At 32.5% G+C, this 13,485-nt stretch carries 10 protein-coding genes; all 10 read left to right on the forward strand.

Annotated features, from left to right (window positions below; genetic code table 11):
• The first annotated feature begins 64 nt into the window (after window positions 1-64).
• The 10 genes from A5880_RS12585 (at window position 65) to A5880_RS12630 (ending at window position 13,137) form a co-directional block, all read left to right on the forward strand.
• Window positions 65-1,393 (forward strand): O-antigen ligase family protein, encoded by a 1,329-nt coding sequence (locus A5880_RS12585; protein ID WP_336577162.1) that lies wholly within the window; start codon window positions 65-67, stop codon window positions 1,391-1,393.
• Between the two features lie 33 nt (window positions 1,394-1,426).
• Window positions 1,427-2,347 (forward strand): capsular polysaccharide synthesis protein, encoded by a 921-nt coding sequence (locus A5880_RS12590; RefSeq protein WP_086329374.1) that lies wholly within the window; start codon window positions 1,427-1,429, stop codon window positions 2,345-2,347.
• 5 nt (window positions 2,348-2,352) lie between these two features.
• Entirely contained in the window at window positions 2,353-3,804 is a 1,452-nt protein-coding gene (locus A5880_RS12595; RefSeq protein ID WP_086329375.1) for a flippase, read from the forward strand.
• Window positions 3,805-3,908: 104 nt separating this feature from the next.
• Entirely contained in the window at window positions 3,909-6,440 is a 2,532-nt protein-coding gene (locus tag A5880_RS12600) for a GW dipeptide domain-containing protein (protein ID WP_086329376.1), read from the forward strand.
• A 96-nt stretch (window positions 6,441-6,536) separates the two neighbouring features.
• Window positions 6,537-7,487 carry a GDP-mannose 4,6-dehydratase gene (locus tag A5880_RS12605; protein WP_086329377.1) on the forward strand — a complete coding sequence of 317 codons (951 nt, stop codon included), beginning with the start codon at window positions 6,537-6,539 and terminating at the stop codon, window positions 7,485-7,487.
• 750 nt (window positions 7,488-8,237) lie between these two features.
• On the forward strand, window positions 8,238-8,981 hold the full coding sequence (locus tag A5880_RS12610) for a glycerophosphodiester phosphodiesterase (RefSeq protein ID WP_086329378.1): 744 nt from the start codon (window positions 8,238-8,240) through the stop codon (window positions 8,979-8,981).
• A gap of 1 nt (window position 8,982) precedes the next feature.
• Complete coding sequence (gene miaA, locus A5880_RS12615; RefSeq protein WP_086329379.1) at window positions 8,983-9,903, forward strand: tRNA (adenosine(37)-N6)-dimethylallyltransferase MiaA; 921 nt, start codon at window positions 8,983-8,985, stop codon at window positions 9,901-9,903.
• Window positions 9,904-9,906: 3 nt separating this feature from the next.
• Entirely contained in the window at window positions 9,907-11,136 is a 1,230-nt protein-coding gene (gene hflX / locus A5880_RS12620; protein ID WP_086329380.1) for a GTPase HflX, read from the forward strand.
• Window positions 11,137-11,264: 128 nt separating this feature from the next.
• A complete protein-coding gene (locus A5880_RS12625; RefSeq protein WP_086329381.1) occupies window positions 11,265-12,557 on the forward strand; it encodes an AAA family ATPase in 1,293 nt (430 codons plus the stop codon).
• A complete protein-coding gene (locus A5880_RS12630; RefSeq protein WP_086329382.1) occupies window positions 12,550-13,137 on the forward strand; it encodes an RloB family protein in 588 nt (195 codons plus the stop codon). Before A5880_RS12625 ends, A5880_RS12630 begins: the two co-directional genes overlap by 8 nt.
• Window positions 13,138-13,485: the final 348 nt, after the last annotated feature.

The following is a 13,485-nucleotide window of genomic DNA, read 5'->3' on the forward strand; positions in this document are numbered from 1 at the left end:
CGAAAAAATGGGATTTGATTTTAAAGTATAAAAAATATATATCGTTTTTTTCTTTGTAACGGTTTTGATTAGATCAGCAGGGCCATTTACAATTTTACCAAAAATAGTGAATACGGCTATTTTTACTATAGTCGGTTTACTAGGGATTTTTTTTATTTGTTGTGATTTGTGGCAAGCATACCAAGAGAAGAAGCGCTTAACCTACGAACCGTTGTTAGTTTTGTTTATAATAGTTGCTGCAATTTCAAGTATAATTAATATAAAATATGGTTATTTCGATAATTTACAGTCTGTTTTATGGCAAGGAATTATTTTTTTTATTGTATACAATGTGGGCAAAGAATTTTTCGAAGACAAATCATTTTTCAGTATCATTCATTGGGGGTTGATTATCTTTTGGTTTATATTGGTCATAGCATCAATTTTTATGTTTTTAATTAATTTTCAGCTTTCGGAAATGGTCTTTGGAGGAACAAAACATTTACGTTTAGGATTTATTGACGGTCGTTTATTTGGAATTTTTGTTGATCCTAATTATGCTTCAATGGTTTCTATTATGACCATTGTTCTTTCAATGTATCAATTTCTATTGGAATCAACAAAAAAATGGATAAAAGTATTTTTAGGGTTTAATGTCTTCTTCCAACTTTCATATATTTCAATGTCTGGTTCTAGAAGTGGCTTGTTAGTTTTGATGTGTATTGTTTTTCTAGGAATTTTTTATGTTGTTTTTCAGAAACAATTATCAAAAGCTAAAAATATATTTTTAACCTTTTTGTTGGCTATGGTATTAGCGGTAGTTAGTTCTTTTGCCGTATATTTTGCAATAGACGCTCTAAAAGTCATTTATATGCCATTATTTGATTTTATAATGTCGCTAAAAGAACACGGAGTAGAAAATAGTGTGGGTCCCTCTAACGCTAAATCAGATAAAATTTTCGAACGTCCTGATAGTGGTAAGGGGGGCGGAGATATTTCTAATCTAAGATTTGCCATCTGGAAAAGTGGCATGGAGTTATTTAAAACAAGTTGGTTATTTGGAACATCTCCGAGAAATATGATTGCTTATGCAAAAGACGTGCTTCCTGATACTTATATTGCTACGAATAGAACGATGCATAATGCTTACCTGAATACGATTGTTAGTACAGGGATCTTAGGTACGATTCCACTATTTGCTTTTTATATTAAAAGTCTAATCTCAATAATCAAAACTGTGTTTAAAAGAAATGCTTTTTCAGATTATTTTGGTTATTATGTTTTGTGTCTTGTTGTTGTTGCATCATCAAGTATGTTTTTAAATGAACTTATATTTGTAAATACTGCGAATTCATTTTTATTCTGGCTATTTTTGGGTCGTTTAGTCGGACAAGCAAAATCAGAAAAAGCATAGAATGAGCGAATTATAGAGAGAAGGAGTCTAACTATGAGCTTTATTTCCAAATTAAAGAAGCTGAAAAAAAATGCTAGCATTTTCGAACTAATTCAATTGGGTAGCATTGTATATAACCCTTTTGTTAGACGCAATGGGAAAAAAGTCAAAGAGGATAAGCGCATCATCAACAGTTACAACTATCTTAAAAAGCACTATGAAAATAGAGTCTATAAAGAAGCTATTTCTCAGCCAATGCCAAACAAATCGAATTCTATTTGGATTTGTTGGTTGCAAGGTGAAGACAACGCACCATTAATCGTCCAAAAGTGTATTCAGTCGATTAGAGATCATAATAAAGAAAAAGAAATCGTAATCTTAACTTTTGAGAATATAAACACCTATTTGACGCTTCCAGATTATATAATGGAAAAACGGGAAAAAGGAATCATTTCTGATGCTCATTTTTCAGATATAATTCGTTTGGAAGTCTTGATTACTTACGGTGGTACTTGGATGGATGCAACGATTTTATGTACCAATCATCTACCTGAATGGATTACTGATTCGAAATTATTTGTGTATCGCACAACTTACTTACAAAATGAAGTGGTTCCGATTGTTGCCTCTAGCTGGTTTATCTCTGCAAGTGATAGCAATAACGAAATCTTAACAACGACAAGAAGTATGCTGAGGGACTATTGGAAAGAGCACAATGTTTTAATTAATTACTACCTCTTCCATTTGTTTTTTACAATTGCTACTCAAAAGTATCCAGAACAATGGTTGGCTGTACCTAAAAAAGGCAATACCGATCCGCATTTTTTACAGTTTGAACTAAACAACACCTATAACAATCAATTTTATGAACAATTAAAAGAACTTAGTCCAATTCATAAATTAACTTATAAGGGGCTGGATGATGAAAGTGAAAATTCCTTTTATCACACCTTATTCAGAGTAGAAAGGACTTAAAGTCAGTGCGTAGCCTTATTAAAAATTTTTTTTCTAATGCAACTTATCAAATATTCACTATCGTTTTTCCACTGTTAACGATGCCCTATATTGCTCGAGTATTAGGTGCTGAGCAAATGGGGATCTTTAACTATACGTATGCTATTGCTATTTATTTTGCTTTAGTAGTAAAACTTGGAGCCGATCACTATGGGAATCGTTCGATTGCTAAGGTCGGAAAAGATATCAAAGATAGAAGTGAAATTTTTTGGGAAATTTTCGGTGTTCAATTTTTTAATGGTATTATTTGTATTATTGCGTATTTGATTTTTGTTACGGCTTTTGTAACTGAAAATCAAACTGTAGCTTATTTACAAGTATTTCTAATCATTAGTTTTGCATTGGATATTAATTGGTTTTTCTATGGAATAGAGCAATTTAATATTGTAATATTAAGAAATACGTTAGTGAAAATATTTACGGTTGCTTGTGTATTTCTTTTTGTAAAATCAATTAATGATGTGTGGATATATACCATTATTATGAATGTTGGGTCGATTGTAGGTTTTTTAATCACGTGGATTCAATTAAGAAAGTTTGTGGAATTTCGAGCAGTTTCAATTAAAAAAATACTGCCACATATAAAACCTTCGTTAGTCTTATTTATTCCGATTGTTTCTGCAAGTATTTTTACAAGTTTTACAACAGTATTATTAGGACAGATGACAAATATGTCAAATGTGGGGTTTTATGATGCTGGTAGCAAGATTTTAGCCATGCCTAAAGGAGTTATAGCAGCATTAGGAACAGTTATGTTACCTAAAATGTCAGCAGCTTATGCGAATCCAGAAACAAAGAAAGAAGCTGGAAAATATTTAAATGTTTCAATCATATTTGCAAGCTTTTTAGCGATTGTTTTTACATTCGGGCTGATTAGTATCTCAAAGGATTTTATTCCGTTATTTTACGGAAACGACTTTTCCGCAAGTATTAACGTTTTAAATATATTGGCTATCTACATACCATTTTATGCTTTAGGAAATGTGATTAGAACACAATTTTTGATCCCTCAGGCTAAAGATCGACCATTCGTTATTTCTGTTTTATTAGGAGCTGTTGCAAGTATTATTGTCAATTTAATTTTGATAAAACCTTTTGGTGTTTTAGGTGCAGCGATAGGAACAGTTTCATCTGAAGTTGTTTTAGCTGTCTACCAAATTCTCGCTGCTCGGAAAGACATTAAATTTAAAAAATTTATTGAACCTCTAGTTTACTTTACGTTTTCTGGTATAGTAATGTTAAGTGTATTAATGTTTATACCTTTTTCTATTAATTCAGTTATGATTAGAATCGTGGTGAAAATTGTTATTGGAGCTGTAATTTATTGTTCTATGACAGGAATCTATTTTATGAAATCACATAATGAAACAATTGAATTAATTAGAAGTTTTATCTTTAAAAAACGGAAAAATATATAAAAATTAACGGCTATTAAGTAAATGACTATTCGAGATTCAAGATAGAAGGTGTGTTTATCTCTATTTTGAAGAGGAATAGGCTACATAGAATATAGGAGAGAATTATGAAAAAAATATATATTATCGGAATGCTATCATTTTCAGGTTTATTTTTATCTGGATTTACAACCATATCAAGTGAAACAACCACTCAATCTGTTAAAGAGACAGAAGGCACTCTTTCATCAGAAAAAGTAGAAGAGAGTTCAAGTGAACAGCAAAGCTCTGAGAGTAACTCAACTTCAGTAGAAACTGAAGATAGTACAGTATCCACAAGTAGCTTGGATTCTAGTGAAGATACGTCAGATGAAAAGATTATTACGGAAGAAGTAAATAAACCAATGGGAACCTATGCTAAAGGGAATGGTCAAATGAGATCACGTCGTTCAACTTATCGAGAGGATGTGATCTCTGCAACAGAAGTAGGACGTCCACCAAAAAGTTTCATTGATATTTCTTCATGGAATGGTGCTATTTCAGCTCAAGAATATGGAATAATGAAGGGCTTTGGTATTTCAGGAGTAGTTGTGAAATTAACAGAGTACACAAACTATAAAAATCCTGAAAGATTTACGCAAATAAAAAATGCTAGGGCTCAAGGACTTAAAGTATCGGTATATCATTATAGTCATTTTAGAACAAAAGCTGAAGCCGTTGCTGAGGCCAGATATTTTGCTAATGCTGCAACTGAAATGGGGCTTTCTAGAGATACAATCATGGTAAATGATGCTGAAGAACCAGCAATGAATAATGGACAAGCAACAGAAAACTCACTGGCTTTTGAGCAAGAACTTAAAAGTAGAGGTTTTAATAATGTTATTCATTATTCAATGGGATCTTGGTTTACAGGTGCTTCTCCAGTTTTGAATCCAGCAATTTTAGGACGTCAAAATATTTGGGTCGCTAATTATCCATATAATCCAGTTGGAGATAATCTTTTATATAAAGCTGAAGGATATTCTGCATGGCAGTGGTCATCTGCTTTAGTTTTTCCAAATATCTCAATCGGAGTTGGTGTATTTGATATCAACACAGATTATGCAGGAAGGTTCACTGGAGGAAAAGTTTATGATACAATTTTGGAACAAAATGCGTATACCTATTCAGCAAGGGTTGTACAATCTAATGAAGCAAAAGTACATGGAATTTATGACGATGTAAATAATACAAGACCAGGAATTAAAATGTTAGGTACTGGAGAGCGATTTTCAGGTCAAAAAGTAACGATTTTAGCTTCTGCTCGTACTAATCGCTCAACTTACTTAAAATTTTATGTGAATGGCATGACTGCTTGGATGGATAGCCGTGCTTTTAAATCGGAATTGGATACATCGATTATAGAGCCTACTGATTTTATGGCAGATATTAAATCCGTGAGTGAGGCTAGCAAACATGGTTTATATACAGAACCTAATAATACGAGTGAGAAGAATTTAAAATTAGGAACTGGTTTGTTGTATGCTAATCAATCAGTTAGGATAATAAACATTGCTAAAATATCGACTGGTGTTACTGCGTATCAATTTACTCTAAATGGACAAATTATTGGATGGATGGACAGTCGAGCATTTAAAGAATATGATAAAATATTAGAACAAAATCAATATACTTATATGGCTCGTATTTTACCAGAAGATCAATCTAAAATACATGGGGTTTACGATGGTATCAATAATACTGGACCAGGGATTAAACATTTAGCAATGGGAAATCGATTTGCAAATCAAAGAGTAACAATTTTGTCTTCAGCTCGGACTACTCGCTCAACATATTTGAAATTTTCTGTAAATGGAACGATTGCTTGGATGGATAGGCGAGCATTTAAATCTGAGTTGGATTCAGTTACTTTTAAAAAAGAACAATTTACAACGAGTATTAAACCAGTGAGTGAATCAAGTAAACATGGTTTATATACAAACCCTAATAATACTAGTGAGCAAACTTTGAAACTAGGAACTGGCTCATCTTATGCTAATCGAACGGTTGAAGTAGTAAATAGTGCTAAAATATCAACAGGTGTTATGGCGTATCAATTTAGCAGGAATGGTCAAGTTGTTGGATGGTTGGATAGCCGAGCATTTAAAGAATATGATAAGATATTAGAACAAAATCAATATACTTATATGGCTCGAGTATTGCCAGAAAACCAGTCAAAAATACATGGAGTATATGATGATATAAATAATACAAGACCAGAAATAAAACTTCTGGGAATGGCGAATAAATTCGCTAACCAAAAAGTAACAATTTTAGCCTCCGCTCGTACTAACCGGTCGACATATTTGAAATTTTCATTCAATGGGACTATTGCTTGGATGGATGCACGGGCAGTGAGACCAGAACTGGATAAAGTTGTTATTGAGAAGGAAAAGATTACAACTAGTATCAAATCAGTTTCAGAATCAAACAAACATGGTCTATATACGCAACCTAATAATACATCGTTAAAAAACGAAAAATTAGGTTTGGGGTCAAAATATGCTGGTCAAAAAGTGGAAGTAATTCAAAAAGGAAAAATATCAAATGGTGTTTTAGTGTATCAATTTAAACTTGATAATCAGTTGATTGGTTGGCTAGACAGTAGGGCATTTAATTGATTAAATTAATCTTCGATTTTTTATTATTTTATTTGGTCAATTATCATTAATCACGATAAACATAGAACTAGTTGAGAATGGGGGAGGTAAGTTTAAATGGATACTATTTTAATTACTGGTGGAGCAGGATTTATTGGCTCAACACTAGCAAGTTTTTATAATAAAGAGTGTAAAGTGGTTATAGTAGATGATTTGTCGATGGGTGATAAATCTAATTTGGCAGATGAAACTAATATTACTTTTATAAAAGGAAGTGTTACAGATACAGAGTTGATGATGAATTGCTTGGAGAAGTATCAGTTTGATTACATTTTTCATCTTGCTGCAATTGCAAGTGTAGCAGATTCGGTTGAACGTCCTATAGTAACACATCAGATCAATTTTTACAGTGTTTTACAATTATTAGAATTAATAAAAGTACACCAAAAAAAGCTGAAGAGATTGGTATTTTCTTCTTCCGCTGCGGTCTATGGAGATGAACCTACTTTACCAAAGCGAGAAGAATCAGTTATTCGCCCATTGACGCCCTATGCAATTGATAAATTTGCGGCAGAGAAATATGTAGTAGATTATTGTCAATTATATGGAATTCCTACTAGCGCAGTGAGATTTTTTAACGTTTATGGACCTAATCAAAATCCTAATTCACCATACTCTGGCGTTATTTCGATTATTATGAGCCAGTATAAAAAAATATTGAAAAAGCAAGATGCTGTGTTTACAATTTTTGGTGATGGTAAGCAATCACGAGATTTTGTTTTTATAGAAGATGTTGTACAAGCTTTAAACTTAGTAGCTATTTCGGAGTATTCGCTTGGAGAAGTATATAATGTTGGAACAGGTAAATCGGTTAGTTTGAATGACTTGATTGATACCTTAGATTCACTGGTTGGTAAAAGTTTAACTATTGAATATAAAGAAGAACGACCTGGCGATGTGAAACACTCTTTAGCTGACATATCGAAAATTAAAAAGCTTGGGTATCGAGCCAAATTTGGTATTGAGGATGGTTTGAAAAAATATGTTGAGTATGAACTAAATAAATAATCGGAATCGGGTTATTTGTTGATTTGCGCCCTAAAAGTTGTACGTAGATTAGCTATACATTTGGCTGGAATGGATTCGGTATTAAACTGGACTCATACTAGTCATTTTTTCTTCGCTTATAATGTAAGTTCTAAATAATACTTTGAAATAAGATCTATGGTTATTCTGGTTTGAGCTCGTCCTTTAACTTCCCCGTAATACTCTTTTAGAAAGTCCGTAGCTTTTTTAAACACTCAACTTAGATTCGTAAATGTTCATTTTTACGAGCTAGTTTGCTTATTTTTTACTGTTTTTTGTTGGTTCGTTCATCTTTTTTTAGTTTTCCTTTTTTGATTAGACATGGGAGAGTGAACTGTCTTACTGTTTCACCGAAAGAGGAGCTTGTCATTTTTATGAAGTGATAATACATCTAGCTAAGATTATCTAATATATTTTTTTGATAAATAGTGTGTGTTGAGCTCATCTGTTCCAAATAATTGATACTTGCGTTTCCGATTGTAAATTAAAGTATTTAACGGAAGTCTGTATTTTTTTAATAATATGCATCTGTCTGTAAGAACCTTCAAGGTGATTTTTTACTAATTTGAATTTCATCTTACTTATGATAACTCAAAAAAATTGTATTTTTCACATATAAATTTAGGGAGCATATCATAATGTTCAAGTCCCTGTTGGTATTTTCTATCAGATAGTTATCTTTTTATATAAAAATTTAGCAATGATACAATAACCTTGTTCGAGGTGAAAACAATGACAAAAATAATTGCCCATCGCGGAAGTAAAGGAACACATCCTGAAAATACATTAGCAGCCTTTAAAGAAGCTATTCGTGTTGGAGCAGATGGTATCGAATTAGACGTTCATTTATCAAAGGATAACCAACTAATCGTCATTCATGATGAAACCATTGATCGTACAACAAACAGCTATGGCGAAGTAGGGAAATTAACTCTAGCTGAATTGAAACAATTAGACGCAGGTAGCTGGTTTGAAAAAAATCCAATACCTCAAGAGATTCCTACATTAGAAGAAGTATTGAAATTATTAGAAGAGAATAGATTTCAAGGATTGCTGAATATTGAGATTAAAACGGATAAAATCCATTATCAAGATATTGAAAAGCAAATTGTTCAGCGGATGTGTTCACGTAACTGGATGTTTGATTATATGTATTCAAGTTTTTATTTTAGAAGTTTAGAAAAGATAGCAGCGATAGATAAGGACAGACCCATTGCTTCCGTTTTTGAACTTTCAGAAAAAGAGGAACAACGTGCGTTACAGTCAGAATTTATCGAAGGAGTCCATCCCAGTATTGATTGGGTCATGACTCATAAGGACAAGCTATTGAATTTTCCAAAAGCTGTTCGTCCATGGACTGTGAACGATATTGAACAAATGAAGCTCTGCTTTGCTTATCAATTAGCCGGAATTCACACAGATTTTCCTGAAATAGCAGTAGCAGTGCGCAAAGTGATACAATTAAAGGGTGAATAAAGTGAAAAAAGTATTAGTAATTGTCGGACCAACAGCAGTTGGTAAAACAGCATTAAGTATTGAGTTGGCAAAAAAATTAAATGGAGAAATAATTAGCGGGGACTCAATGCAAGTCTATAAACGATTAGACATTGGAACTGCTAAAGTGACAAAAGAAGAAAAAGAAGATATTCCTCATCATTTAATTGATTGTCGTGAGTTATCTGAAACATACTCGGTAGCTGATTTTCAAAAAGAAGGTCGAGAAATTATCGAAGATATCATTAATAGAGGCAAGTTACCTATTGTTGTTGGCGGAACAGGCCTTTATATTCAAGCGCTTTTGTATGAATTTGAGTTAGGTGCACAAGATGAATCAACTGATATTCGGGAAAAATATGAACAATATGCAGTGGAGCATGGAAATCAATTACTATGGGAAATATTACAGAAAAAAGACCCTAAAGCAGCTGAAAGTATCCATTTTAATAATCGCAAAAAAGTAGTAAGAGCCTTGGAAGTATTTGACAAAACAGGCTATAGTATCTTATCTCCAAAAGAAAAACCTAAGCGACTATATGATTATTTTTTAATCGGATTGGAGACTGATCGTTCATTGCTTTATGAGAGAATCAATGCTCGTGTAGAGAGTATGTTAGCAAACGGTCTTTTAAAAGAAGCTGATCTTCTTTATAAAAATCAATCTGAACAAGCAATACAAGGAATCGGCTACAAAGAATTCTTCCCTTATTTTGAAGAAAAGATAACTCTAGAAGAAGCAACAGAACAAGTAAAACAAAATTCAAGAAGATATGCGAAAAGACAGTTAACATGGTTTAGAAATCGCATGAATGCCAGTTGGTGGGACTTCGTACAATTTCCTGAAACTATTTTCGAATTAGAAAAAAAAATAGACACCTGGTTGGACACTTCGGAAGGATAAATAATGGATAAAACAGTAGAAAAAGTTATCTTAGTTGGTGTAGAAACAGAAGACAATTATCTGCGTTTTGATGGGTCAATGAAAGAACTGGCAAATTTAACAAAAACAGCGCAAGGTGAAGTCGTTTTTTCTTTGACACAAAAACGTCCAAAACTTGACCGACAAACGGTCATTGGTAAGGGAAAAGTAGAAGAATTGGTTCAATTAGTAGATGCATATGAAGCAGATACAGTAATTTTTAATCACGAATTAAGTCCCAGGCAAAACCAGTTAATTGTAGATGCACTGGGTGTCAAAGTGATTGATCGAGTACAATTGATTTTAGATATTTTCGCGATGCGGGCGCGATCAAAAGAAGGAAAATTACAAGTTGAGCTAGCTCAGTTGAATTACTTGCTTCCTCGATTAGTTGGGCAAGGAAAACAATTATCTCGTTTAGGTGGGGGGATCGGTACAAGAGGTCCTGGTGAAACAAAACTAGAATCCGATCGTCGTCATATTCGTGATAAAATTACTGCAATCAAACGTGAATTAAAAGAAGTAACGGCTCATCGTGAAAGAAGTAGACAAAAACGTCGTTCGTCAGATCTTTTTCAAATTGGGTTAATTGGTTATACAAATGCTGGCAAATCAACTATCTTGAATATGTTAACAACTGCAGGAACATACTCGGAGGATCAATTATTTGCCACGCTAGATCCTTTGACTAAAAAATGGCAACTTCCACAAGGTATGATCGTTACATTGACTGATACGGTAGGTTTTATTCAAGATCTTCCGACGCAACTAATAGAAGCCTTCCAATCAACATTAGAAGAAAGTCGAAATATGGATTTATTGCTACATGTGGTAGATGCTAGCGCTGAAGATCGTTTACAACACGAACAAACAGTGGTTGAATTATTGAATGACCTTGATTTGGAACAGATTCCTGTTTTAACAGTTTACAATAAAAGTGATCAAGTGGATAAAGATGAATTTATTCCTACATTATTTCCAAATACGTTGATTTCTGCTAAAAGTGCAAGAGGAAAAGAAGAGCTCACAAAAGCTGTTAGAGCCAAAATGATGGAGTTATTAGTTCCTTACGAATTTGATATTTCTTCTGATCAAGGACAGAATTTAAGTGAGTTAACACGGCATACGTTACTTTTATCAGAAAGTTTTGAAGACAGTAAAAATGCATATCATGTAAAAGGCTTTGCTCCGAAAAATTCTAAGTGGGTTAGATAGTTTAAAAAAATGTACAAAGAAAATGAAGCATTATTCAATAAAAGGATGATTGAGAAAAAATCTCAACCTTCCTTTTATTTTTATGATATACTTGTCTTGAGAAAAAATCTCAAGAGAGGAGACTTTTTATGATTATTGAATTTAAAGTGACAAACTTCAAATCGATAAAAGAAGAGCAAGTGTTTAGCTTTGTTTCTACTGCTATCAAAGAATTTCCACATAATATAAAGAAAAATGAGACATTTGAATTAGGGGTATTAAAATCAGCTACTATGTATGGTGCTAATGCAAGTGGGAAGTCTAACTTAATCAAAGCAGTTAACTTTTTTCAAAAATTTGTAGTGATGTCATTTAAAAACTCTCAAAAAGGGGATAAAATCGATCGGATTCCATTTATGCTTGATGAAAAAAGCAGAGATTGTCCTACTAAATTAGAAATGTCATTTTTCCTGACTGAGAATCAATTAGTGACTTATGGTTTTTCTGTAAATGATAATGAAGTTTTAAAAGAGCATTTGGAAATTAACGAAGAAGAATATTTTTCTAGAGATAGAGATACATTTGATTTTAAAAAAGAATTTGTTGAACATTGGCAGATTAGAAAAGAATTAATTAATCCCAATTCATTATTTTTATCATTACTTGCTAGCACAAATGATGATCTAGGATTTAAAATATATGACTGGATTCAAAATAATATAGTAGTATTTTCTGGTTTACGTTCATTACGTGAAAAGAAGACGATTGAATTATTTAGGGATTCAGATGAGTTAGCCAAAGAGATTACAGAAATGGTGAAAATAGCTGATTTAGGTATTGAAGAACTATCAGTTGTAGAAAATAAAATTGACTCAGATGCTCTTGAAGAGTTACCAGAAGAGATAAAAAAACTTGTACTAAAAAGAGAAGATAAATATAAATTAGCAACGAATCATTTTATATTTGATGAAAAAGGTGAAATATCTGGTGAAATTCAGGTAAATGGTGTTTCTCAGTTTGAATCAGATGGAACACAGCAATTTTTAGGTTTGTCAGGCCACATTGTTAATGCTATAAAAAATGGGAAAACATTATTTATAGATGAACTAGGGGCTCAATTTCATCCAATTATGTCTAGATATATTATTAACATGTTTAACAGCTCAAGTAACCTTAAGGGACAGCTGTTTTTTACGACACATGATGTAACCAATCTATCTAACGAAATTTTTAGACGTGATCAAATTTGGTTTGCGGAAAAGAATCAACAAATGGCTTCCGAATTTAAATCTTTAGTGGAGTATAAATTTAATAATTCGAGAGTTCGTAATGACGAGCGCTTTGCTAAAAATTATATGCAAGGAAAATATGGCGCAATCCCTTTTATTGATTATAGTTTCGAATATATAAAAGATAAATGGTGGGGGGATAACTATGAGTAGATTCTCTAGGAAAGTTGAAACGATAGAATCAAAACCGTCCATATTTATCGTTTGTGAAGGTCAACAAACAGAGCCTAATTATTTTTTAAAATTTCCGATAACAAATAAAACAGTCAAAGGAATAGGGTATAATACTGTTTCATTAGTTGAGTACGCAATAGAAAATGGTAGTGAATATGATGAAATCTGGTGTGTATTTGATGAAGATGGAAAAAAAGACCAGTTTGATCAGGCAATAAGATTGTGTGAGAAAAAAGGATGTTTCGCGGCGTATACAAATGAAGCGTTTGAATTATGGTACTTATTACATTTTAATGATATGCAACCAGACGTTGGAATTACCAGAAAGCAGTATTGTGAAAAGCTCACATCATTTTTACCAACTAAACGAGCTAAAGACCGACCAAAATATTGTAAAAATGATGAAACGATTTATGAAAAGTTACTGGCAAGCCAACATACGGCTATTTCTAGAGCAAAAAAACTGCTGGGAAGTTATCCAAGTCACCTACAACCAAGTGAACAAAAACCATCAACGACGGTTCATCTTCTGGTAGAAAATTTAAATAAGTATTTATAAAATAGGCATTTAGGCTAGAACTAGTCAAAAAATAACTGTAGAAAGTGAAGAGAAGACAGTGTTGAAAAGTTATGAAACGTTTTTAAATCATTATCTACCTAAAAGAGTAACTGGGAAACAACTCTGTCAGTTTTCTAAACCTTATAAATAATAGTTGAAACGCTCTATATTGAGCGTTTTTATTTTGGACGCGAATAGCATCGTTGTTTAAATCACAATGTCTGTACCTATTCCTTAAAATCATCTAAATTTGATTGTAATATTCCGGTTTCAGCAAATTATTTTATCGTATGTCAGAAAACCTTACATAAATCGTTGACAATAGAAAAAAGTATTGATATTCTATAC

Origin of the sequence: Enterococcus sp. 4G2_DIV0659 (assembly GCF_002140715.2) — a bacterium.
Taxonomy (GTDB): domain Bacteria; phylum Bacillota; class Bacilli; order Lactobacillales; family Enterococcaceae; genus Enterococcus_L; species Enterococcus_L mansonii.

Excerpts from the sequence above, each read along its gene's own strand:
- hflX (WP_086329380.1), top strand. The coding sequence starts at position 9,907 with ATGGATAAAACAGTAGAAAAAGTTATCTTAGTTGGTGTAGAAACAGAA.
- A5880_RS12600 (WP_086329376.1), top strand. The coding sequence starts at position 3,909 with ATGAAAAAAATATATATTATCGGAATGCTATCATTTTCAGGTTTATTT.
- A5880_RS12590 (WP_086329374.1), top strand. The coding sequence starts at position 1,427 with ATGAGCTTTATTTCCAAATTAAAGAAGCTGAAAAAAAATGCTAGCATT.
- A5880_RS12630 (WP_086329382.1), top strand. The coding sequence starts at position 12,550 with ATGAGTAGATTCTCTAGGAAAGTTGAAACGATAGAATCAAAACCGTCC.
- A5880_RS12605 (WP_086329377.1), top strand. The coding sequence starts at position 6,537 with ATGGATACTATTTTAATTACTGGTGGAGCAGGATTTATTGGCTCAACA.
- A5880_RS12625 (WP_086329381.1), top strand. The coding sequence starts at position 11,265 with ATGATTATTGAATTTAAAGTGACAAACTTCAAATCGATAAAAGAAGAG.
- A5880_RS12610 (WP_086329378.1), top strand. The coding sequence starts at position 8,238 with ATGACAAAAATAATTGCCCATCGCGGAAGTAAAGGAACACATCCTGAA.